At 62.4% G+C, this 22,426-nt stretch carries 25 protein-coding genes; 16 read left to right on the top strand and 9 right to left on the bottom strand.

Translation table 11 applies throughout. From position 1 onward, the window contains the following. Nucleotides 1-175: 175 nt before the first annotated feature. The gene (locus tag J5M71_RS04975; protein WP_207830378.1) at nucleotides 176-553 is read right to left on the bottom strand and encodes a termination factor Rho; all 378 of its coding nucleotides are present in this window, start codon (nucleotides 551-553) and stop codon (nucleotides 176-178) included. A 269-nt stretch (nucleotides 554-822) separates the two neighbouring features. Here J5M71_RS04975 and pstS point away from each other — a divergent pair, with 269 nt between their 5' ends. The 11 genes from pstS (at nucleotide 823) to J5M71_RS04920 (ending at nucleotide 11,132) form a co-directional block, all read left to right on the top strand. Then, the gene (gene pstS, locus J5M71_RS04970; RefSeq protein WP_207830373.1) at nucleotides 823-1,854 is read left to right on the top strand and encodes a phosphate ABC transporter substrate-binding protein PstS; all 1,032 of its coding nucleotides are present in this window, start codon (nucleotides 823-825) and stop codon (nucleotides 1,852-1,854) included. A gap of 72 nt (nucleotides 1,855-1,926) precedes the next feature. Beyond that, entirely contained in the window at nucleotides 1,927-2,892 is a 966-nt protein-coding gene (gene pstC / locus J5M71_RS04965) for a phosphate ABC transporter permease subunit PstC (RefSeq protein ID WP_063913585.1), read from the top strand. Then, on the top strand, nucleotides 2,892-3,785 hold the full coding sequence (pstA, locus tag J5M71_RS04960; protein WP_024086822.1) for a phosphate ABC transporter permease PstA: 894 nt from the start codon (nucleotides 2,892-2,894) through the stop codon (nucleotides 3,783-3,785). Before pstC ends, pstA begins: the two co-directional genes overlap by 1 nt. A gap of 75 nt (nucleotides 3,786-3,860) precedes the next feature. Continuing rightward, nucleotides 3,861-4,622: a phosphate ABC transporter ATP-binding protein PstB gene (gene pstB, locus J5M71_RS04955; protein ID WP_233687519.1), complete on the top strand. Its 762-nt coding sequence runs from the start codon at nucleotides 3,861-3,863 to the stop codon at nucleotides 4,620-4,622. A gap of 40 nt (nucleotides 4,623-4,662) precedes the next feature. Beyond that, nucleotides 4,663-5,361, top strand: a complete 699-nt coding sequence (locus J5M71_RS04950; RefSeq protein WP_207830370.1) for a hypothetical protein — start codon at nucleotides 4,663-4,665, stop codon at nucleotides 5,359-5,361. Next, on the top strand, nucleotides 5,361-5,960 hold the full coding sequence (locus tag J5M71_RS04945; protein ID WP_063913583.1) for a hypothetical protein: 600 nt from the start codon (nucleotides 5,361-5,363) through the stop codon (nucleotides 5,958-5,960). Before J5M71_RS04950 ends, J5M71_RS04945 begins: the two co-directional genes overlap by 1 nt. 161 nt (nucleotides 5,961-6,121) lie before the next feature. Continuing rightward, entirely contained in the window at nucleotides 6,122-6,676 is a 555-nt protein-coding gene (locus tag J5M71_RS04940; RefSeq protein WP_063913582.1) for an XRE family transcriptional regulator, read from the top strand. A gap of 27 nt (nucleotides 6,677-6,703) precedes the next feature. After that, nucleotides 6,704-8,050 (top strand): glutamine synthetase family protein, encoded by a 1,347-nt coding sequence (locus J5M71_RS04935; RefSeq protein WP_063913581.1) that lies wholly within the window; start codon nucleotides 6,704-6,706, stop codon nucleotides 8,048-8,050. Between the two features lie 78 nt (nucleotides 8,051-8,128). Beyond that, on the top strand, nucleotides 8,129-8,902 hold the full coding sequence (locus J5M71_RS04930; RefSeq protein ID WP_063913580.1) for a gamma-glutamyl-gamma-aminobutyrate hydrolase family protein: 774 nt from the start codon (nucleotides 8,129-8,131) through the stop codon (nucleotides 8,900-8,902). A gap of 70 nt (nucleotides 8,903-8,972) precedes the next feature. Beyond that, complete coding sequence (locus tag J5M71_RS04925) at nucleotides 8,973-10,331, top strand: aspartate aminotransferase family protein (RefSeq protein WP_207830368.1); 1,359 nt, start codon at nucleotides 8,973-8,975, stop codon at nucleotides 10,329-10,331. Between the two features lie 246 nt (nucleotides 10,332-10,577). Then, nucleotides 10,578-11,132, top strand: a complete 555-nt coding sequence (locus tag J5M71_RS04920; protein ID WP_063913578.1) for an XRE family transcriptional regulator — start codon at nucleotides 10,578-10,580, stop codon at nucleotides 11,130-11,132. Nucleotides 11,133-11,163: 31 nt separating this feature from the next. On the opposite strand, the gene J5M71_RS04915 is transcribed toward J5M71_RS04920, so the two are convergent. Continuing rightward, nucleotides 11,164-11,934, bottom strand: a complete 771-nt coding sequence (locus J5M71_RS04915; RefSeq protein WP_063913577.1) for an SDR family NAD(P)-dependent oxidoreductase — start codon at nucleotides 11,932-11,934, stop codon at nucleotides 11,164-11,166. A gap of 159 nt (nucleotides 11,935-12,093) precedes the next feature. Between J5M71_RS04915 and J5M71_RS04910 the strand changes: the two genes are divergently transcribed. The 3 genes from J5M71_RS04910 to J5M71_RS29540 are packed head-to-tail and all read left to right on the top strand — an operon-like array spanning nucleotide 12,094 to nucleotide 14,349. Then, on the top strand, nucleotides 12,094-12,615 hold the full coding sequence (locus J5M71_RS04910; RefSeq protein ID WP_207830640.1) for a chalcone isomerase family protein: 522 nt from the start codon (nucleotides 12,094-12,096) through the stop codon (nucleotides 12,613-12,615). Between the two features lie 28 nt (nucleotides 12,616-12,643). Continuing rightward, the gene (locus tag J5M71_RS04905; protein WP_207830366.1) at nucleotides 12,644-14,170 is read left to right on the top strand and encodes a cryptochrome/photolyase family protein; all 1,527 of its coding nucleotides are present in this window, start codon (nucleotides 12,644-12,646) and stop codon (nucleotides 14,168-14,170) included. Continuing rightward, on the top strand, nucleotides 14,167-14,349 hold the full coding sequence (locus J5M71_RS29540; RefSeq protein WP_207830365.1) for a DUF2256 domain-containing protein: 183 nt from the start codon (nucleotides 14,167-14,169) through the stop codon (nucleotides 14,347-14,349). The genes J5M71_RS04905 and J5M71_RS29540 overlap by 4 nt, the downstream gene beginning before the upstream one ends. Here the strand turns inward: J5M71_RS29540 and J5M71_RS04895 are convergent. The 7 genes from J5M71_RS04895 to J5M71_RS04865 all read right to left on the bottom strand — a co-directional run bounded on the left by J5M71_RS04895 (nucleotide 14,287) and on the right by J5M71_RS04865 (nucleotide 19,791). Next, entirely contained in the window at nucleotides 14,287-14,775 is a 489-nt protein-coding gene (locus J5M71_RS04895) for a DUF2878 domain-containing protein (RefSeq protein ID WP_063913575.1), read from the bottom strand. The genes J5M71_RS29540 and J5M71_RS04895 overlap by 63 nt on opposite strands. Then, a complete protein-coding gene (locus J5M71_RS04890) occupies nucleotides 14,775-16,037 on the bottom strand; it encodes a cyclopropane-fatty-acyl-phospholipid synthase family protein (RefSeq protein WP_063913574.1) in 1,263 nt (420 codons plus the stop codon). Before J5M71_RS04890 ends, J5M71_RS04895 begins: the two co-directional genes overlap by 1 nt. Further along, nucleotides 16,012-16,821 (bottom strand): DUF1365 domain-containing protein, encoded by an 810-nt coding sequence (locus J5M71_RS04885; protein WP_207830363.1) that lies wholly within the window; start codon nucleotides 16,819-16,821, stop codon nucleotides 16,012-16,014. Before J5M71_RS04885 ends, J5M71_RS04890 begins: the two co-directional genes overlap by 26 nt. Continuing rightward, nucleotides 16,818-18,065: an FAD-dependent oxidoreductase gene (locus J5M71_RS04880; protein WP_207830361.1), complete on the bottom strand. Its 1,248-nt coding sequence runs from the start codon at nucleotides 18,063-18,065 to the stop codon at nucleotides 16,818-16,820. The genes J5M71_RS04885 and J5M71_RS04880 overlap by 4 nt, the downstream gene beginning before the upstream one ends. A gap of 6 nt (nucleotides 18,066-18,071) precedes the next feature. After that, nucleotides 18,072-18,824 (bottom strand): SDR family NAD(P)-dependent oxidoreductase, encoded by a 753-nt coding sequence (locus J5M71_RS04875; RefSeq protein WP_207830358.1) that lies wholly within the window; start codon nucleotides 18,822-18,824, stop codon nucleotides 18,072-18,074. After that, nucleotides 18,821-19,243: a nuclear transport factor 2 family protein gene (locus J5M71_RS04870; RefSeq protein WP_207830355.1), complete on the bottom strand. Its 423-nt coding sequence runs from the start codon at nucleotides 19,241-19,243 to the stop codon at nucleotides 18,821-18,823. The genes J5M71_RS04875 and J5M71_RS04870 overlap by 4 nt, the downstream gene beginning before the upstream one ends. A 101-nt stretch (nucleotides 19,244-19,344) precedes the next feature. Further along, nucleotides 19,345-19,791 carry a PAS domain S-box protein gene (locus tag J5M71_RS04865; RefSeq protein ID WP_207830353.1) on the bottom strand — a complete coding sequence of 149 codons (447 nt, stop codon included), beginning with the start codon at nucleotides 19,789-19,791 and terminating at the stop codon, nucleotides 19,345-19,347. A 153-nt stretch (nucleotides 19,792-19,944) separates the two neighbouring features. Between J5M71_RS04865 and J5M71_RS04860 the strand changes: the two genes are divergently transcribed. Continuing rightward, nucleotides 19,945-20,832 (top strand): MerR family transcriptional regulator, encoded by an 888-nt coding sequence (locus J5M71_RS04860; RefSeq protein WP_207830350.1) that lies wholly within the window; start codon nucleotides 19,945-19,947, stop codon nucleotides 20,830-20,832. Between the two features lie 303 nt (nucleotides 20,833-21,135). Further along, the gene (locus tag J5M71_RS04855; protein WP_207830347.1) at nucleotides 21,136-22,320 is read left to right on the top strand and encodes a porin; all 1,185 of its coding nucleotides are present in this window, start codon (nucleotides 21,136-21,138) and stop codon (nucleotides 22,318-22,320) included. Nucleotides 22,321-22,426 lie beyond the last annotated feature (106 nt).

Genomic DNA, 22,426 nt, shown 5'->3' with positions numbered 1-22,426 from the left:
GTGCCATGCACCGTGTTGGATTCTTCGCGGCTGAAGCCGCTCCCACAGGGTACGCGGACTGCTTGCGAATTCAGTTCTCCAAGCGACAGCGCAGCCCGAAGGGCTGGGCCATCTCCCACGGGGATCGCGCCCGGCCGAGGATTGACGCCATTCCGCGGGTGGCGGAGGGCTTGCGTCATGCCTGCGCGAGCGCTTCCACCAATTGCGCCTTGGTCATGGTGGAGCGCCCCTTGATGTCTTTACTACGCGCTTCTTTCATCAGGCTTTGCTTACTCTGGGTTTCCAGGGAGCTGCCTGATTTGCGGGAATGACCCTGGCGTGACTTCGCTGCACGTTTGGCAGAGTCCGAACGGGCAGTCTTCTTTTCGCTGGAGGATGTCGTTTGCCCCGAGCCTCCTTTTTTCTCACCACCCCCGGACTGCTTGTTGACGGTGGCCCAGGCCCGCGCCTCGGCCTGGTCTTTCGGCACGCCTTTGTGCTCGTAGCTTTCCTCGATATGTTCGGCCTTGCGCTTTTGCTTGTCGGTGTATTTGTCCTTGTCGCCGCGTGGCATGGCATTCACTCCCGTCTGGTTTGCATGAGCGGTTGAATGCCGGGGCAACACCAGAGTGCCCGCTAATCGACGAGTGGTGCCAGGAAGCCTGTTGCCCACCGGAAACCGTCATTCAAACGACACTTTGAGGCCTTAGGGTTGAGGCAGCCCTTGATGCTGCCGTGATGGCGCACCCGGACGGCTCTACCCTGCGGCCTGCCATTCATTGGTCACAAAGCTGTAACATTGCTGCTGCAAAGTGTGCCGGCCATCACACGGAGCGCTTTTCGATGATACGCCTGATGAAGTCTGCTGCACTTGCCGTTGCCGTTTCTCTTTGCGCCACCTCGGCTTCCTTTGCCGCAGAGAACGTCCGCCTGACCGGTTCCGGCGCCAGTTTCCCGGCCCCGATCTACCTGACCTGGTTCAAGGCCTTCAGCAAGGAAACCGACGGTGTCACCGTTGACTACCAGTCCAAGGGGAGCGGGGCGGGTGTTCAGGACTTTCTGAATAAAACCGTCGACTTCGCCGCCAGCGACTCGGCCATGAAAGCCGAAGAAATCGCCAAGGTCGGCGAGGGCGTACAGTTGCTGCCGATGACCGCCGGTGAAATCGTCCTGGCCTACAACCTGCCGGGCAACCCAAAAGGGTTGAAGCTGCCGCGCGATGTGTACTCCAATATCTTCCTCGGCAAGATCACCCAGTGGAACGACCCGCAGATCGTCGCGGCCAACCCTGAGCTGAAACTGCCAGCTACCCCGATCACCGTGGTCGTGCGTGCCGACTCCAGCGGTACCACTGCGGTATTCACCAAGCACCTGTCGGCCATCAACGCTGACTTCAGGCAAGCGCTGGGTGAAGGCAACACCGTCAACTGGCCGGCCAGTGACAAGTTCATCAAGTCGCCGAAGAACGATGGCGTAACCGCCACCGTCCGCCAGACCCCAGGCGCCATCGGCTACATCGAATACGGCTTCGCCAAGCTGGCCAAGGTCGACTTCGCCCAGCTGCAGAACAAGGCCGGCCAATACGTCGTGCCGAACGCCGAGAGCGGTGCCGAGGCACTGGCGGCGGTGAAAATGCCGGAGAACCTGGTGGCCTGGCTGCCTGACCCGGACGGTGCCAAGTCCTACCCGATCACCTCCTACACCTGGATGATCTTCCGCAAGGACAACGGTAACCCGGCCAAGGCCAAGGCCATGCGCGAAATGGTCGAGTACAGCCTGACCGAAGGCCAGAAGATCGCTGACTCGATGGGCTACATCCCGCTGCCACCGTCGGTTGTCGATCAGGTGCGCAAAGCGTCCGCCAACATCCAGTAACACGCCCAGGCGCTCCCGGTGTGGTCTTGCGGCCATGCCGGGTGTGTTTGCCCTCTGTCCCGGAACTTGCCAATGAACACACCTTTTGCCATCCCGGCTAACCCCGACTCCGCGTGCCAGCCACCGTCTGCGAAGGACTTCCTGGTTGATCGCACCTTCCGTGCGCTTGCACGCATCGGCGTGGTGCTGGTGCTGGCGTTGGTCTTCGCGCTGGTCTACGAAGTGGGCCGCAAGGCACTGCCAGGCATCGAGAAGCACGGCTTTGACGTGCTGTTCGGCAGCGTCTGGGACGTCAACCAAGGCAAGTACGGTATTCTGCCAGCGATCTGGGGCACGCTTTACAGCGCCCTGATCGCCCTGTTGATCGCCGGTTTCTTCGGCATCAGCATGGCCATTTTCCTGACCCAGGACTTCCTCCCGGCCAGGCTGGCGTCGGTGTTCCGCACCATCGTCGAGCTGCTCGCTGCCATCCCCAGCGTCGTTTACGGCCTGTGGGGGATCTATGTGGTCATCCCGGCCATTCGCCCGCTGACCACATGGCTGAACAGCGAGCTGGGCTGGATTCCCTTTTTCGGCACTTCCCTGAGCGGGCCCGGGCTGCTGCCGGCTGCGCTGGTGCTGGCGATCATGATTCTGCCGACCATCGCCGCCGTTTCGCAGGATGCGCTGACCAGCGTGCCGATGAAAACCAAGCAGGCCGCCTATGGCCTGGGCGCCACCCACTGGGAGGCCATCCTCAAGGTGATGGTGCCATCGGCGGCCACCGGCATCTTCGGTTCGCTGGTGCTCGGCCTGGGCCGTGCGCTGGGTGAAACCATGGCGCTGGCCATGCTGGTGGGCAATGCCAACACCATTTCCCTGTCCTTGTTCGCCCCGGCCAACACGCTGGCGGCCTTGCTGGCCCTGAACTTCCCGGAGGCTGGCCCGAACGAGGTCGAGGTGCTGATGTACGCCGCGCTGGTACTGATGTTCATTACCCTGCTGGTGAACGTACTCGGTTCGATGATCATGCTCTACGCCCAGCGGGGTAACAAATAATGACGAACCTCACCACCCCTGCAAACGCGTTGCCCAGCCTGCAGCGCAAGCTGGAAGGCCGTTCCCTGCGCAGCCTGGTATTGACCACGCTGGCATGGTTCGCGGCTCTGGTGGCCAGCGTGCCGCTGATTTCCGTGCTGTACATGCTGATCACCCGTGGCGGTGCACGCCTCAACCTGGAGGTGTTCACCGAGCTGCCGCCCACCGGCTTCGAAATGGGCGGGGGCTTCGGCAACGCCATGGCCGGTACCTTCGTCATGGTCGGCATTGCTGCTGCCATCGCCGTACCGGTCGGTATCCTGGCCGCGGTGTTCCTGGCCGAACTCGGCCCGGACAGCAAGCTGGCCAACGCCGCACGCTTCGCCGCCAAGATGCTCACCGGCCTGCCGTCGATCCTGGCCGGCGTATTCGCCTACGCCCTGGTGGTGATGACCACCGGCACCTACTCCGCGCCGGCTGGCGGCGTGGCCTTGGCGGTACTGATGCTGCCCATCGTCGTGCTGACCGCTGAAGAGTCGATGAAGATGGTGCCCAAGATCATGAAAGATGCCGCCTACGGCATGGGCTGCACCCGTGCCCAGGTGATCTGGAAAATCGTCCTGCCCACCGGCCTGCCGGCCATCCTGACCGGTGTCATGCTGGCCGTGGCCCGCGCCGCCGGCGAGACCGCGCCGCTGCTGTTCACCGCGCTGTTCAGCAACTACTGGATCCTGCATGACGGCGACCTGGCGGTCATGAACCCGACGGCCTCGCTTGCCGTACTGATCTACAACTTCTCCGGCATGCCATTCGACAACCAGCTCGAGCTCGCCTGGGCGGCCTCGCTGGTGTTGGTGATGATCGTGCTGGTAATCAACATTTTGAGCCGAGTATTCGGCAAGCCCAAGTATTGAGAAAGGGAGCATCCGAACTTGAACGTATCCACTGCGCCAAAAGCCGCTCCCGTGGTCAGCGAAGCCCCCATCGTCATGGACTGCAAGCTGGACAAGATCTTCTACGGCAATTTCATGGCCGTTCGCGACAGCCATGTGCCGATCAGGAAAAACGAGATCACCGGTTTCATCGGGCCGTCCGGTTGCGGCAAGAGTACCGTGCTGCGTAGCCTCAACCGCATGAACGACCTGGTGAAGGGCTTCCGCTTCGAAGGCCATGTGCACTTCCTGGGCCAGGACGTCTACGGCAAGGGCGTCGATCCTGTGGTGGTACGCCGCTACATCGGCATGGTGTTCCAGCAGCCCAACCCGTTCTCGATGAGCATCTTCGACAACGTCGCCTTCGGCCTGCGCCTGAACCGCTACAAGGGCGACATCGGCGACCGCGTCAAGCACGCGCTGCAGGGCGCCGCGCTGTGGGACGAAGTGAAGGACAAGCTCAAGGTCAGTGGCCTGGCCCTGTCCGGCGGCCAACAGCAGCGTCTGTGCATCGCCCGCGCCATCGCCACCGAGCCGGAAGTGCTGCTGCTGGACGAACCCTGCTCGGCACTCGACCCGATTGCCACCCGCCGGGTGGAAGAGCTGATGGTCGAGTTGAAGAAGGACTACACCATCGCCCTGGTGACCCACAACATGCAGCAGGCGATTCGTGTGGCCGACACCACCGCGTTCTTCTCGGTCGACATCTCCAGGGGCACGCGTACCGGTTACCTGGTCGAGATGGGCCCGACCACGCAGATTTTCCAGAACCCGCGTGAACAACTGACCGCTGACTACATCAGCGGCAAGTTCAGCTGAGGCCGCATTACCTTCCGTCAAGTGTTACCAGGGATTTCCAATGCGAGCGACGCGTCGTCTTGATCTGCCAGCGGTAGAGCGTGCACTGCGCGAGGTGCAGGCCCGCTTTGCCGAACTCAGCCGGCACTTCACCGAACCGCGGGATCCGTTTACCGACGAGGTGCTGCTGAATGTGGTTGAAGGCTACGCACTGATTGACGACTATGTCGCCCGGGGTGTCGACCTTTTCGACCTTCAGCAGCTGAACCTGATGCTGGAGATCAATGCCACCGTCCTGTGCGGCAGCGACCCGGCGCGCAGGTTGGAGTTTGCCCCGCACCTGGCGGCGACCGAGGCGCACTTTTTCAATAATGTGGAGGGCGGCATCAAGGACCTCTACAACTGGTATTGCTCGTATGGCAGCGACTCGATCTGGAAGCGCGCGGCGGGTGTCTACGTTCGGATTCTCAGCAAGCCGCAGCTGTTCATCGAAGGCAACAACCGCACGGGGTCGCTCATTGTCAGCTACTTGCTGATGCGCGCGGGGCTACCGCCCTTCGTGCTGTCGCTGGACAACGCCGAGGGTTACTTCAACCCGTCCTCGGTCATACGCAACTCTGCCAAGCATGGTGTCAAGGCCTTGTACGAACTACCCAAGATCAAGAAAAAGTACGCAGCCTTCCTTGAAGCGAAGGCGCCTGAGCCCGGCAAGTTCTTCCTCTGCGGCACATCCGTGCCTGCGCGCGAGAGGTGCCGCTGATGCCAAGGCCTTCACTGCTCCAGCGCGGGCGGCAAGCCATCGAGCGCACGTTCAACCGCCCGCAGGTACGCATTTCGTTCGATATCGACGACACGCTCGCCTGCCAGGCCGACCATGCCGCCGCCGAGGACAGCAAGCTGCCGGCGTTCGTCCACCGCTGGTTGGGTGAACCCCTGCGCAGCGGTACGCGCTCGCTGATCCGCGACCTGCGCCGTCAGGGCTGCAGCATCTGGATCTACACCTCGTCCGGGCGCACGCCGTCCTACATCCGCCGTTGGCTGATGCTCTACGGCATCCGTGTCGATGGCGTGGTCAACAGTGATCGGCACCAGCATATCCTGGCCGTGAACGGGCTTGAGAATGCGCCCTCGAAGTTGCCATCGGCCTTCGATATCGACTTGCATGTCGATGATTCCGACGGCGTGCGGCTGGAAGGCGTCGACCACGGTTTTCGCGTGGTGGTGGTGTGCCCGAAGGATGACAACTGGGCACAGAAAGTGATGGATGCGGCAGTCGATGTCCAGGCACAGCTGGCCTGGCAGCAACCGCACCGCTATCAGATGCCGGTACGGCAGCGTTCGCAAGCCCTCGCGTCCTGAGGGCTTCAAGGTACCTTTCTCGTTACGCTTCTTCGCGCCTTGTTACCCCCCCCAATATCTCCCTGCGCAGTTCCCCTTTTCAGATCCGGCTTGACGCGTGAAATTTTTCATGTATTTTTTCATGAAAAATAACTCTAAAAATTTCACGGCAGTCTCAAACGATGAAGATGCACGAAGAGGTTGAAGCCCTCGCGATCCTTATTCACGACCTGCGCAAATTCAAGAACCTGACCCTGGGCGAACTGGCCGAGCGCATCAACCGCTCGGTCGGCTTCCTGTCCCAGGTCGAACGCGGTGTTTCGCGCCCTACCGTGGCGGACCTTACCGCCATCAGTGAAGCGCTCGGCGTATCGACCGCGTACTTCTACAACCTGAGCAAGCCCCGCAGCATCAGCTGGGTCACGCGCCCTCACGAGCGCCGCACGCTGTACCTCGAGTCGGGCATCACCGATGTGCTGGCTTCGCCCAGCATCGCCGGCGCGTTCTCCATGCTCGACAGTCACCTCGAGCCAGGCGCCAGTAGTGGCGAGCTGTACCTGACTGACCGTTCCGAGCAGGGCTGCTTCGTGCTCGAAGGCGAACTCACGGTATGGCTGGACCACGGCGACGCCGTGACCCTGCAGGCCAACGACTGCTTCCAGCTGCACCCCCACGCGCAGTTCCGCTACGCCAACCTGACGGAAAAAACCACCCGCGTGCTCTGGGTTTTCAACTGAATTCGTTCACCTCACAAGGACAAGAAGATGAGTGTCATCTTTCCGGATCTGCTGACTGAAGTGCGTTCGTTCCGAGCGAAACACCCAGAAATACGCTATGTCGACCTGATTGCGCTGGATATCCCTGGGCACTTCTACGGCAAGCGCTACCCCATGGACATGCTGGAAAAAGTCGCAGCCGGCACGCCGCTTAAGTTGCCGCAGAACTGCGTGCTGCTGGGCACCCAGGGTGGCCTCTACCCAATCGGTGACTACTGCTTCGCCGACGGCGACCCGGATGCCGCCCGCCGCCTGGTGCCGGGTACCCTCAAACCAGTGCGCTGGGAAAAGGAAGTGATCGCGCAGATGCTCATCACCTCCGACGGTACCGCCAAGCCCATCGAGTTCGAGCCCCGTGAAGTGCTGGCCCGGGTGCTCCAGCGCCTGGCCAGGCGCGGCATCCGCCCGGTGGTGGCCTTCGAACTGGAGTTCTACCTGTTCGACCGCAAGCTCGATAACGGCCTGCCCCAGTACCCACGCGACACGGCGACCGACGACCAGGACGACCAGCCGAACATGCACATCGAGCGGCTGTCGCGCTTCGCACCGGTGCTGCACGAGATGGTCGATGGCGCCAACGAGCAGGGCGTCCCGGCGAACGTCATCACCGCCGAGCTGGGCCCAGGCCAGTTCGAGATCAACTTCTCCCACAGCGACGATGCCCTCAGTGCGGCGGACTGGTCGGCGCTGTTCTGCCGCAGTACCCGTGGTATCGCGATGAAGCACGGCTACCGTGCCAGCTTCATGAGCAAGCCTTACCTCGACGCGCCGGGCAGCGGCATGCATGTACACGTCAGCCTGTACGACAACGCCGGCAACAACATCCTGGCCGGCGCCGAACAGCGCAAGCTGCGCCATGCGGTGGCGGGGTGCCTGGAGCTGCTGCCCCATTGCATGCCGATCTTCGCCCCCAACCACAATGCCTACCGCCGTTACGGCGCCATGGTCAACGCGGCGAGCAAGGCCAGCTGGGGCTTCGAAGATCGTGATGCGTGTATTCGCATCCCCGAGTCCGACCCGCGCAACCTGCGCATCGAACACCGCCTCGCCGGTGCCGACGCCAACCCGTACCTGGTGCTGGCGGCCATCCTGACCGGGATGGAGCATGGCCTGGATCGTGGTGTCGAGCCCATCGCCCCGCTGAACGACAACCGCCAGAGCGGCATCGACTTCCCCAAGGATGCGCTCAGTGCCCTGGCCGCCATGCGCCACCACCCGGTGGTCAACGAGGGCCTGGGCAGTGAGTTCGTGATGGTCTATTGCGAAAACAAATACCAGGAGCAACTGGACTTCATGCGCCACATCGATGCCCGCGAATACCGCTGGTTCCTGTAGGTGCCGAGGTTCGAACAGCGACGCCTCCCTTTCTACCGTTTCAATACAACGCGCAATATGGATTTGCCGGAGGAAGATATGCCACGTGTGCCCGTTATCGGCATCACCGCATGCACCAGCATGATCGAGCTGCATGCAACCCAGACCATCAGCGAGAAGTACGCGCGCGCGGCGGCCAAGGCAGCGTGTGGGTTACCCATCGTGATTCCCAGCCTCGCAGACCTGATGGACAGCGCCGATATTCTCGATGTGGTGGATGGGCTGATCTTCACCGGTTCGCCGTCAAACATCGAGCCGTTCCACTACAACGGCCCGGCCAGTGCAGCGGGTACCCACCACGACCCGCTGCGGGATGCCACCACGTTGCCGCTGATGCGTGCGGCCATCGCCGCCGGTGTGCCGGTGCTCGGCATTTGCCGTGGCTTCCAGGAAATGAACGTGGCGCTGGGCGGCACCCTGCACCAGAAGGTCCACGAGACCGGCATGTTCATGGACCACCGTGAAAGCAAGGGTGAGCCCATCGAAAAGCAATATGGCCCGCGTCACGCCTTGCATATAGAGCCCGGCGGCATGCTCGACCGCATGGGCTTGCCGGCGATCATCAACGTCAATTCCATCCACGGCCAGGGTATCGATGTACTGGCCCCTGGGCTGAGGGTGGAGGCGCTGGCACCCGATGGCCTGGTGGAAGCGATTTCGGTCGAGAACAGCAAGGGTTTTGCCCTGGCCGTGCAATGGCACCCCGAGTACCAGGTCATGGATAACCCGCATTACCTGACCATCTTCCAGTCCTTTGGCAAGGCCTGCCGGCATCGCTCGGTGCTGCGCCAGATGCTGTTGAAGTCCGCCTGAACAGCGACCGTTCCCAATTACAAAAAAGTACCCGCGCAGCACGGCTGCGCAACTTGATGGAGTGAAGTCAATGAGTGAACAGCATTCGCAGACCCTTGCCTGGCAAGCGATGAGCCGCGACCATCACCTGGCGCCGTTCAGCGATGTCAGGCAACTGGCCGAGAAAGGCCCGCGCATCATCACCTCGGCCAAGGGCGTGTACCTTTGGGACAGCGAAGGCCACAAGATTCTCGATGGCATGGCAGGCCTTTGGTGTGTGGCGGTGGGCTATGGCCGCGATGAGCTGGCCGACGTCGCCAGCCAGCAGATGAGGCAGTTGCCGTACTACAACCTGTTCTTCCAGACTGCGCACCCGCCGGCGCTGGAACTGGCCAAGGCGATCGCCGATGTGGCCCCGCCAGGCATGAACCATGTGTTCTTCACCGGCTCCGGCTCCGAAGGCAACGATACCGTGCTGCGCATGGTCCGCCATTACTGGGCGCTCAAGGGCCAGAAGAACAAGAAGGTCATCATCGGCCGCATCAACGGCTACCACGGCTCCACCGTGGCCGGCGCGGGCCTGGGCGGCATGAGCGGCATGCACCAGCAGGGCGGGCTGATCCCGGATATCGTGCACATCCCGCAGCCGTACTGGTATGGCGAAGGCGGCGACATGACCGAGGCCGACTTCGGCGTGTGGGCGGCCGAACAGCTGGAGAAGAAGATCCTCGAAGTTGGCGTGGACAATGTCGCCGCCTTCATCGCAGAACCGATTCAGGGCGCTGGTGGGGTGATCATTCCGCCGCAGACCTACTGGCCGAAGGTGAAGGAGATCCTCGCCAGGTACGACATCCTGTTCGTCGCCGACGAAGTGATCTGCGGCTTTGGCCGTACCGGCGAGTGGTTCGGCAGCGACTACTACGACCTCAAGCCCGACCTGATGACCATCGCCAAGGGCCTTACCTCCGGCTACATCCCCATGGGCGGCGTGATCGTGCGTGACGAAGTGGCCAGGGTCATCAGCGAAGGCGGTGACTTCAACCACGGTTTCACCTATTCCGGCCACCCTGTGGCGGCTGCGGTGGGCCTGGAGAACCTGCGGATCTTGCGTGACGAACAGATCATCGAACAGGTGCACGACAAAACCGCTCCTTACCTGCAACAACGCCTGCGCGAGCTGGCCGACCACCCGCTGGTAGGCGAAGTGCGCGGCCTGGGCATGCTCGGCGCGATCGAGCTGGTGAAAGACAAGGCCACCCGCGCCCGCTACGAAGGCAAAGGTATTGGCATGATCTGTCGCCAGCACTGCTTCGACAACGGCCTGATCATGCGCGCGGTGGGCGACACCATGATCATCGCGCCGCCGCTGGTGATCAGCATCGAGGAGATTGACGAACTGGTGGAAAAAGCCCGCAAGTGCCTGGACCTGACGTACGAGGCTGTTCGGTAAGGGACGAGCCCTGGGACTGGTGCCAGTCAGTTGAATGGTTTGGGGCCGCTTTGCGACCCTTCGCGGGCACGCCCGCTCCCACAGGGTTGGCGCTAGGTTCAGGAGAGGCGCGATCACTGTGGGAGCGGGCGTGCCCGCGAAGGGCTGCAAAGCAGCCCTAAGATCGCCATGAAGTATCTTGCTTTGTGAGATGAATCATGTACTTTTCAGGGCATCAATTTTCCCGTCGAAAGTCGCGATTCAACCATGAAAGTGCACGAAGAGATCGAAGGCCTGGCCGTACTGATTCGCGACCTGCGCAAGTTCAAGGGCCTGACCCTGGGCGAACTGGCCCAGCGCATCGGCCGTTCGGTGGGCTTTCTGTCCCAGGTCGAACGGGGCGTGTCGCGCCCGACCGTGGCCGACCTCACGGCTATCAGCGAAGAGCTCGGCGTCTCCACGGCCTATTTCTACAAGCTGGACAAGCCCCGCGAACTCGACTGGGTCACCCGCCCTCACGAGCGTCGTACGCTTCACCTGGCCGGCGGCATCACCGATGTGCTGGCATCCCCCACGATCACCGGGGCGTTCTCCATGCTCGATAGCCACCTGGAACCGGGGGCCAGTAGTGGCGAGGAGTACCTGGACGACAGCTCGGAGCAGGGCTGCTTCGTGCTCGAAGGCGAACTGACCGTCTGGCTGGATGGCGGCGAGCCGGTAACGCTGCGCGCCAGTGACAGTTTTCAGCTGCAACCCCACGCCAGTTTTCGTTACGCCAACCTCACCGACAAGCCCACCCGCGTGCTCTGGGTGTTCAGCTGACGGGAAAACCCAAGCCATGCTGGCTCTGGAGTCACCAGGCAATCGGTGTGCCGTCCCACGCCCAGAATGTACCGCTCTGCTTTGGGCCGTGTCGGCTCACGAGCTCTAGAACGCATGACGCGGCAAATGCCGGCGAGAACAGTTTTCCCGGGGCCACATTGCCCTGAAAGGGCTGGGAAAGGCGGGTGGCGGTGGTCCCGGGATGCAGCAAGAGTATCGTGGAGGCGGGGTTCAGTCGCTTGAACTCGATGCTTGCAGTGCGCATAAGCTGGTTGAGCGCGGCCTTGCTGGCGCGATAGCTGTACCACCCGCCAAGATGATTGTCGCTGATCGAGCCGACCCGCGCCGACAGTGCCACATAGGTCATCGGTTGTTGTCGCAACAAGGGCAGCAAATGCCTGAGCAGCAGGACAGGTGCGAAACAGTTGGTCGTGAAGCTGCTCAGTAGCCCTGCCATATCCACCTGTGTCAGCGCTTTTTCGGCCCGTGCAGGTGCCTCTTGCAGCACGCCAAGCGTACAAAATACCAGGTTCAGCTGGTTGCAACGGGCGCCTACTTGCGTTGCCAGGGTTTGCAGTGCCGCTTCGGAACACGCGTCGCAGTCGATGCGCAGCAACTTGCGCGGATGCTCGGCGAACAAGGCATCCAGCGCGGGGCTGCTGGTGGCATGTCGCGAGACGGCAAACACCTGCGCGACGTCGTCGCGCGCCAGCAACTGCGTGCACAGTGCAAGGCCAATCCCCTGGCTGGCTCCGCAGACCAGAACGTTGGCGGGCGTGTGAAGGTGATTGACAAGGCTCACTGAACTACCTCCTTTGCAAGGCCCCGCCGCCTCTCTGCCACTTCCACCGGCTTCGTCGAAAACTGGCGCCGAGAGCTGCAAGTAAAGTTGTACAAGTTGGCAAAAAGCTATACATGACTGCTAATATTGTACAGGTATTTTCAGGTGCTCGAGGTCAACATGGGGCACACCGCTCGTTGGGCCTGGCTTTGCCTGCTACTGACTGCCCTGTCGGAGGCGGCGGACTGGCGAACGGAGCTGCCAGGCGCGCAACGGCTGGGCGCCGGTGAGTTCACATGGTTTGGCCTGCGTCTTTACACCGCTCAGCTATGGGCAGCCGGTCCGGTTGAGGACTGGAATCGGCCTTTTGCCCTTGAACTGGCCTATCACCGAAGGCTGTCCAGGGATGTGCTGGTACAGGCCAGCCTCGAGGAAATGCACCGCCTGGACCCTGACAACGCGACGCCGCAGCGGCGCGCGGTGTGGGCCCAGGCCATGCAGCAAGCGTTTGTGGATGTGCGCCCTGGCATGCGCATCACTGGCGTCTACATGCCGGGGCAGGGCTGCCGCTTCTACGTCGATGGCAAACTCAGCCGGGCGATCGCCGACCCGCGCTTTGCCCGGGCGTTCTTCGCCATCTGGCTAGATCCGCGGGCCAGGGATCAACAACTGCGTCAGCGTCTGCTGGGAGGGCTGCCATGAATCTGCAACAGACAGGGGTAGCCTGACGATGCGCCTGGGCCTGGTACTGGGTGACCAGCTGACGTTCGACCTGGCAAGCCTGAGGGCCCTCGATCCTGCCCGCGATGTTGTGCTGATGGCAGAAGTGGAGGGAGAGGCCCGGTACGTGCCGCATCATCCACTGAAGATCGTCCTGATCTTCAGCGCCATGCGGCACTTCGCCCAGGCACTGCGTGAGCGCGGTTGGCAAGTGCATTATGTGCAACTCGACGATGACGGCAACAGCGGTAGCATCGTTGGCGAGTTGCGGCGCTGGCAGCAAGCCCTGGGAGCCACGCACATTCACCTGACCGAGTGCGGTGAATGGCGCCTGGAGCAGGCGTTGCGCGATGCCGCACTGCCGCTTGTGTGGCATCGCGACACGCGATTTCTTTGTTCTCGCGAAGCCTTCGCGCGCTGGGCCCGGGAGCGCGGCCAACTGCGCATGGAGCACTTCTACCGTGGCATGCGCAAGCGTACCGGCCTGCTGCTGGAGCCTGACGGCAGCCCGGCAGGTGGAACCTGGAATCTCGATGGCGACAATCGCAAGGCCTTGCCGCGCCAGCTACGTGGCCCCTTCGCCGCGCATTTCGAGCAGGACGAGATCACGGCGGCGGTGATAGCCCTGGTACGCCAACGCTTCAGCGACCACTACGGAGCCATCGACGGTTTCGATTACCCCGTGACCCATGCCGAGGCGCTGCAGCTCTGGCAACACTTTCTGGAGTTCGGCCTGGCGGCGTTCGGTGACTACCAGGACGCAATGGCCGAGGGCGAGCCGCACCTGTTCCATGCGCGCATCAGTGCGGCACTGAACATCGGGCTTCTGGACGTACGTTGCCTGTGCGACGAGGTCGACAAGGCCTGGCGCGAGGGGCGAGTGCCGCTCAATGCGGCAGAGGGCTTCATCCGCCAGTTGATCGGCTGGCGCGAGTATGTGCGCGGCATCTATTGGCTGCGCATGCCGGAGTATGCTGCGCTCAACTACCTGGGCAACGAGCGGGCGCTGCCGGAATTCTACTGGACCGGGCGCACCCGCATGCGCTGCATGGAGCAGGCCATCGGCCAGACCCTTCGCCTGGGCTACGCTCACCATATCCAGCGGCTCATGGTCACCGGCAACTTCGCCTTGCTGGCCGGTATCGAGCCAGCCGCGATCTGTGAGTGGTACCTGGCGGTCTACATGGATGCCTTCGACTGGGTCGAGCTGCCCAACACGCTTGGTATGGTGATGTACGCCGACGGCGGCTACCTGGGGTCCAAGCCTTACTGCGCCAGTGGTCGCTATATCCAGCGCATGTCCGACCATTGCAAGGCATGCAGTTACAGGGTTGACCAGGTGACCGAGGAGGATGGCTGCCCGTTCAATGCCTTGTATTGGCATTTTCTGATTCGCCATCGCCCCCTGCTTTCGGCTAACCCGCGTCTGGCGCTGGTCTATCGAAGCCTCGATGGCATGGCGGCTGACCGTCGTGATGCCGTGTGGCTGCGTGGCCAGTCACTTTTGGCACGACTCGATGCGGCGCAGCCGATATGAAAAAGGGTCTTTTGCCCAGCAAGGTCTGCGTGGTGTGTGGGAGGCCGTTCAACTGGCGCAAGCGCTGGGCGCGTTGTTGGGCGCAGGTGCGCTACTGCTCCGAACGATGCCGCAAATCAGCACCGTACCGCGAGGCGCGCGAGCAGGGGCAGGGTAGCGGCCCATATAGGCACCAGTAACAGGCCGGTTTGCAGCGGGCCCATGGGCAAGTCGACATTTGCCAGCCTTGCTCCGCTCAGATAGGCCAGAGGGCCGCCAACTGCACCCACCAGCGCACCGAGCCGCCAGTGCCGGTCGGCCCATGCCAGGCTGTGGCGCATGCCGCTGGCCAGCACCAGCCACAGCAGCGCAAGCCACAGCGGCAGTGGCCAGGTGTCGAAACCGAACACGCCCAGCGCGCCCAGCACGCTATCCAGCAAACATCCGACCGGCGTTACGCGCAACAGCGCCTTGACCTCTGCGTGGACGTCCGGGCACAGGCTCAAGTGCACGGCCAGGCCAGGAATCACCAGCATCGACAGGAAGGGCTTTTCGCTCCCCAGTACGCAGAGCCACCAGCCAGCCTGTAGCCACAAGGCATTGGCGACCAGCCAGCGACGGCTCATCAGGCACTGCCGGGCAAGGGCGCGCGCCGTGCCTGGGGCGCTGCCCAGAGCAGATGCGCGACACCGATGGTGCGCTCCTCGAAGCCGCCTTGGCAGTAACACAGGTAGAATTCCCACAGGCGCTGAAACATGTCGTCGTAGCCCAGCTCCGTCAATGCCGTACGTGCCTGGCGCAGGTTTTCTCGCCAATGCCGCAGGGTGCGGGCATAGTCCTGGCCGAAATCTTCCATGTGCAAGAGGTTGAGTGCGGTGTGCCGGCTGGCAGTTTCCAGCAACACGCTCAACGAAGGCAGGGCGCCACCGGGGAAGATGTAGCGCTGGATGAAATCGACCGACCGCCGCGCCTGTGCATAGCGCTGGTCGCGGATGGTGATCGCCTGCAACAGCATCAGGCCGTCGGGCTTGAGTAGCGAGGCACACTGGCGGAAGTACACCGGCAGGTAACGATGGCCCACGGCCTCGATCATCTCGATCGAGACCAGTTTGTCGAAGGTGCCTTGAAGATCGCGGTAGTCTTCGCGAAGCACTTTCACGCGCTGCTCCAGCCCCAGTGCCTGAACGCGCTGCAGGGTATGGCTGTACTGCGCTTCGGAGAGCGTCGTTGTGGTGACCCTGCAGCCATATCGGGTGGCGGCGTGGATCGCCAGGCTGCCCCACCCGCAGCCGATCTCCAGCAGGTGGTCGTCAGGGCACAGTTCCAGCTTCTGGCAGATGCGCTCCAGTTTGTGCAGCTGAGCGTGCTCCAGCGTCTGTTCAGGGTGTTCGAACTGGGCTGCCGAGTACATCATGGTGGGGTCCAGCAGCCGCTCGAACAGGGCATTGCCCAGATCGTAGTGCGCCAGGATATTGCGGCGGGCACCGCGCCTGCTGTTGCGGTTGAGTTTGTGCTGCAACCGCAGGGCAGGGCGGCCGAAGCGGGCCAGGCCACCCTCGAGTGCGTCAAGTACCTCGAGGTTTGCGACGAACAGGCGAGTGACCAGCGCCAGGTCGGGGCTTCGCCAATAGCCGTGGATGTAAGCTTCGCCAGCACCGATCGAGCCATTGCCGGCTATCAGGCTCCAGGTGATGTCATCAAGGATTTCCACCTCGGCCTGCAACGGGCTGTCGACATCACCGAAACTCCATTGCTGCCCGTGGCTGAGCAGGCGCAGGTGGCCATGGCGCAGCCTGCCCAGCCGGGCGAGCACGGCGTTTCGTGCCAGACCACCGAACAAAGGCCCGAGGCCTGCGAACTTGCTAACGCTCAGGGTGGGGTTCGACATCATCAGGGTCCTCGCAGGAATGGCCGAGCGCCAGGTCACTCTGGCTGGGCGTGTGGTCGTGGATGGGCGTGCGTTTGAACAACAGGCGCAGTGCCTGCCAATAGATGGCCGAGACGGTGCGCAGGCTCATCCATGGGAAGGCCAGTACGTATCGGTGCACGGCGGCCTTATCCAGCGGCTGGCGCTGCAGGGCCAGGTCGGCCTCGAACACCTTGCGATCGGCTTGCCAGTTCTCCATGTGGATGCGTACATGTTCAGCGTCCAGGGCGAAGCGCAAGCGATAGTCCATGTGCAGTGGCATGAATGGCGACACATGGAAGGCCTTGGCGACGGCGAAGGGCCTGGCAAGGTTTCCTTGCACCGGCAGCACGTAATGAAAGCGCTCGCGCCATGGCGTGTTTCGCACCTCCAGCAGGATCGCCGTCAGTCGCCCATCGCGGTCATGGCAGAAATAGAAGCTCACCGGGTTGAACGACAGCCCCCAGCAACGCAATTGCGTGAGCAGGTGCACCGGCCCCTCGGGCATATCTCCCGTCGCGTTCTGCACCAGCAAGCGTGCAGCCTGGGCCAGCGTCTCGCCTTTGCGGGTCCGAGCTGGCAGGTAATCTGCCTGGTGCCAGCTCAGCGGCGCCAGGCGCCAGCGCCACAGCCAGCGTGACAGGCCTGCCAGCCAGGCTTGCTCGTCCAGGTCCAGGTAGAACATGCCGATCCTGTAGCGGAACGCATGGGGGCGCGGCGCCAGGCGTCGGTGGCTGACCCAGCCCACGCAAAGGCTGCTGTTCACAGGTGCTCTCCGAAATGCGCGGCCACCTTTAGTGCACTGACCACGCCATCTTCGTGAAAGCCATTGCCCCAGTAGGCGCCGCAGAAGTAGCTGTGGCGATGGCCTTGCAGCTGCGCCTGGCGCATCTGCGCGGTGGATGCCGCAAGGCTGTACTGCGGATGGTCGTACCGGAAGCGGGCGATGACCTGTGCCGGATCCACCAGTGCGGTTTGGTTAAGGCTCACGCAGAAAGTCGTCGGCGCCTGGATACCTTGCAGAATGTTCATGTTGTAGGTCACCGCGGCAGGGGCCTGTTGTGGCCCGCCGAGACGGTAGTTCCAGCTGGCCCAGGCGCGCTTGCGCCGGGGTAGCAGACGGGTATCGGTGTGCAGCACCACATCGTTGCTGGCATAGCCGATGGCGCCGAGCACTTCCCGTTCCTGTGCGCTCGGCGCTTCCAGCAGCGCCAGGGCCTGGTCGCTGTGGCAGGCGAACACCACATTATCGAAACGTTCGGTACCGGCACTGCTCGTCAGGGTGACGCCACCTTCGTCGCGGCTGACCCGGTAAACCTTGCAATCGAGGCGGATACGATCGGCAAACGGTCGGCACAGCGGGCCGACATAGCTGCGCGAGCCCCCTTCGATCACGCGCCACTGTGGACGTTGGTTTACCGACAACAAGCCGTGGTTGCGACAGAACCGCACGAAGAACGCGAGTGGGAAGCCGAGCATGTCCGCGCGGGACATCGACCAGATCGCCGACCCCATCGGTACGATGTAATGATCGATGAAGCGCTGTCCATAACGCTGCGCCTGGAGGTAGGCGCCGAGGGTAGCGTTGGCATCGATACGCTGGTTATCCAGGTCGGCGAGGGCCTGGCGATTGAAACGCAGAATATCCCGTAGCATCCCCCAGAACCCCGGTGACACCAGGTTGCGGCGTTGGGCAAACAGGGTATTCAGGTCGTGCCCGTTGTATTCCAGGCCGGTGACCGGGTCATGCACGGAGAAGCTCATTTCGGTCGGCCGTGAGGCGACCTTCAGGTGGTCGAGCAAGCGGATGAAATTCGGATAGGTCCAGTCATTGAAGACGATGAAGCCGGTATCTATTGCATGGCGTTCACCCTGCCAGATCACATCGAGGGTATGCGTGTGGCCCCCGATCCAGCGCTCGGCTTCGAAAACCGTGACCTCATGCTTGCGTGACAGCAGATGAGCGCAGGATAGCCCTGCGATGCCGCTGCCGATGATTGCTATACGCATGGGGCATCATTCCTGTTCATGACGGGCAAGGCGTTGCCCTAGCGCCAGGCGCAGGCGTGCGGGCAGTGCGCCAAGCAGGCGCAATACCAGGGTGAAAAACCGGGGAAAGTTGATTTCCAGCGGGCGTTCAGGCAGGCGTTTGGCAATGTGGCTGGCTGCGCGCTGCGCCGACCATAGCTGGGGCATCGGGAAATCGTTGCGACGAGTCAATGGTGTATCCACAAAGCCGGGGCTGACGAGGGTCACGGCGATGCCTTCGCGGGCCAGGTCGATGCGCTGCGATTCCACCAGATAACGCACGGCTGCCTTGGACGCGCCATAGGCGCCGGCGCGGGGCAGGGCCAGCCAGGTCACCGAACTGCCCATCACCACCAGGTGAGGCTGCTGGCCGACGCGAAGCAAGGGCAAGGCTGCTGCCAGGCAGTAGCTGACAGCCAGGAAATTGGTACGGACCACGCGCTCGACCAGGGCAGGGTCGAAATGGCCCGGTTCCAGGTACTCGCAGGTGCCTGCATTGAGGATTACCCGGTCGAGCCCGCCCCAGGCCTGCTCGATACGGGTTGCGATCCCTGCTACCTGTACAGGGTCGTCAAGGTCGCCAATGGCCAGCAGCACCTGCCCGGGAAAGTGTTCGGCCAACGGTGCGAGACGATCGGCATGGCGTGCGCCCAAGGCAACCTGGTGGCCTTGCTCCAGCAGGCATCGTGCAAGTGCGGCACCGATACCGCTGCTTGCGCCTGTCAGCCAGCAGCGGCTCATGCCATCCGGCCTTTGAGCCATCGAATCGCACTGCCCATGACCGGAACATGTTCGTAGAGCAAGGCTGCAGCGTCGAAATAGTCCTGGTGAAAATGGACCCGGTCATGCCATTGCAGGTAACTGCATCCCTGCAGGGTGATCTGCTGACCACGGGACAGGCGTGGATGGCGGAACTGCAGGGTCCAACGCAGATAACCTTTCCCGGGCATCACCTCGTCGATGCTGGAGAAGTCATAGCGAATATCGTGAGCGTTGGCGTACTGCTGCGCCAGGTATGCCTGCAGAGCCCGAAGCCCTTGGATCTGATGCAATGGATCGCGAAAGGTGACATCGTCGCTGTACAGCTTTTCAAGGGTGTCGAGGTTGCCCCCGTCGAGTCTGGTGAAGTGCTCGGCGAATTGCTGCAGATACGCTGACATGCTGGGCTCCAGGAAATCCTGTACAAGAATGGCTTGCTGTACAGGTATATCCGAAGTCTAAGCCTAAATCTATACAAGTCAACGATATTGTATAGGTTTGCTCAGCGCTCCGACTGGCCCAGTAGCCGACGCAATTCAGCTACCTCGGCCTCCAGCTCGCGTAGCTTTTCCTCGGCGAAAACCTGCGCTGTGACGTCGCGCTGGATGCCGATGTAGTACGTCAACTGGTCCGCCTCGTTGTGCACGGGCGTGATGGACAACTCGTTCCAGAACAGGCTCCCGTCCTTGCGGTAATTGCGCAGCACCTGGCAGCAGGGGAGGCCTCCACGGATTGCCTCGCGGATGTTGGCGAGGCCCGCCTGGTCATGATCTTCGCCCTGGAGAAAACGGCAGTCCTGATAGAGAATTTCCTCGGCGCGATAACCGGTCAGGCGTTCGAAGGCAGGGTTGACGTAGATAAGGATACTGTCGTCGCCTTCTTGTTCGGCGACGACGATGCCATCGTTGGAGTGCTCGACCATCAGTTGCAGGAGTTTCGCGTTGATCATGGGGCCCACCTACAGGCTTTCGTATGCGAAGTGCGCAGCGTGGCCTGCGTGCAGAAGGCCTCGGCGCCGTTTGTTGCATGATGAACCAACGAGGCTCGCCGCAGAAGGTGCATATGGGTTTAGAATGTGCCACCCCCCAGATAAACCCATATCATGACCGACGTCACCCCAGCCGATTTGCTACCCATGCGCGATGTGGTCAGCCTGACCGGCATCAACCCGGTGACCTTGCGGGCCTGGGAGCGGCGCCATGGGTTGATAAGCCCGCAACGCACCGAGGGCGGCCATCGCCTGTACACGGCCCGGGATGTTCAGCGCATACGCGACATCTTGCACTGGACCGGCAATGGCGTGCCCATCAGCAAGGTAGGCGACATTCTGGCAGGCCAGGCAGATGCGCCGGTGCAGCAGCACTCGGTCTTCGACGACTGGCGCGCCGCCGTGGCGCGCGCAACCAAGGCATTCGATACGCAAGCGCTGGAAAGCATTCATGGGCAGTTATTCACCATCCTGCCCAAGGCCACCGTGCTGCGTGAGGTACTGATGCCGGTCTGGCACGGCCTGGCTTCAGGCATTGCGCCGGGCCAGCGTAGCCAATGGCTGTTCCTGGACATGTTCCTGCGCGCCCGCCTGCTGATGCGTCTGCAGATGAACCAGGCCGATGCGCCGCGCGTACTGCTGGCGGGCACCGAGGGGCAAGCCGAACTGCAGGTATTGTGCGCCGGGCTGTTGTTGAGCAGCGAGCAGCAACGCATCGAAGTACTCGGTTGCGGGCAGCCGTTGGAAGAAATCCCCATGCTGTGTGCGGCGATGCAGCCTGCGGCACTGGTGATCAAGGTTCAGGTGCCGGTGGACCCTGCCTTGGCCAAGCGCCTGCGTTCGCTGCAAATGCAGATTGCGTGTCCGCTGGCCCTGATTGGCGAAGGGCTGGCCGATTCGCCACCAGCCTGGCAAGGCTTGCCGTTGTGTCTGCTGGATGAGCAACGCGCTGACGCCGCAAGCATGCTCAACGCCTTGCTCAATGGTGCCCTGGACCTCTGACCTCTGACCGCTGCCGCTTGCCGGGATAACCTCGGCAAGTTCCTCTGGCCCGCCCCCGATCACGATGTGCATTGTCACGGCCCGAACCGGGGCCCGCAGTAGTCTGCCGTATTGATCCCTGCCTGCTCCTGTGGGTTACGCCAGAAGTCTTGCCTCAGGGCGTAACCCGGTCCTGGGCCGGAATCATCGCGCCCCCCGCACTGGCCCAAAGCGCCTGCCAGCCCCCTCCAAGGCAGCGTTTCTGGCGGTTTGCCAGCTTCTGATAATCGCCTCCGACATCCCGTCCCCGTTTCGGAGCGCGCCATGTACAACAATAAGAATCTGTCCCCACGTTTGCTGGCGGCTGTTACCGCCAGCCTGTCGACCCTTTGCCTGAGCAGCCTCGCCCAGGCCGAGATCATGCTGTACGACAAGGACCAGACGACGTTTTCCACCGACGGCTATATCAACGCCTTCTACGTCAACAGCGATGTCGATCGGCAGGGCGAGCAATTCGATCGCCGCCAGTCACGGGTGAAGATGGGCTTTTTGCCCAACTACCTGGGCTTCAACATGGGCAAGCAGGTGGATGACCTGAAGCTCGGGGCGCGTGCCTCGTTCTGGGTCACCATCAACGACAGCGAAACCAACGGCACCGACACCGCCATCGACGTGCGCCAGTTCTACGGTACCGTGGCCAATCCCGAGTGGGGCGAGGTGCTGATCGGCAAGGATTTCGGGCTGTTCGCCCGTTCCAACATCCTGCTCGACGAACTGCTGGCAGGTTATGGCCAGGTCAGTGACACCCTGGGGCTGGTGGACGGCGGCGGGGTGTCGTTCGGCAACATCGGCAGTGGCTACCCGTACCCGTTCCCCACGTCGCAGATCACCTACCGCACGCCAGTGATGGACGGCCTGCGGGTGGCGGTGGGCATCATGGACCCGGTAGACACCAACGACAGCAGCCCGACTGGCAAGGCCTACCAGGAAAACCCGCGCACCGAGAGCGAGATCACCTACCAGTTCGACCTGGCTGGGGCGCAGATCTACAGCTGGGTCAACGGCAGTTACCAGACCTCCGACAATACCGACCCGGCGGTGCAGTCGGTCACCTCCAAAGGGGTCGGCTACGGTGTGCAGGCGAAGATGGGAGGGCTGTCGCTGACCGGCTCGGGGTTCCAGGCCAAGGGCATCAACCCGTTCTTCACCAACAACGCTGGCGAACCGACCTTGCGCAATGTCGACAGCGATGGCTACCTGCTGCAGGGCTCCTACAAGGTCGGCAAGAACCGTGTGGCGCTGTCCTATGGCAAGACCAAGGACGATGGCAATGGCGCGGTGGGCAGTGGTGCGGATTACCAGACTCGTGGCGTGGCGCTGTTCCATGACGTCAACGACAACCTCAAGCTGGTTGCCGAGTACAACCAGTTCTCGATCGATGGGCATGAAACCAGTGACCAGAACGAAGACACCGATACCTTTGCGGTGGGGGCGGTGTTGACCTGGTAGGCCCTCGGCTTCGACTCAAGATTGCCGGGGCTGCACAGCAGCCCCGGCAATCTTCGGTGAAAGCAATTACAACCATGGAACCGCCCACCCGCTACCCAAGTAGCAT

This window comes from Pseudomonas sp. 43(2021) (assembly GCF_017490805.1).
GTDB lineage: Bacteria > Pseudomonadota > Gammaproteobacteria > Pseudomonadales > Pseudomonadaceae > Aquipseudomonas.
The sequence above is the reverse complement of the archived record's forward strand: the minus strand, read 5'-3'. Positions and strand labels throughout refer to the sequence as shown.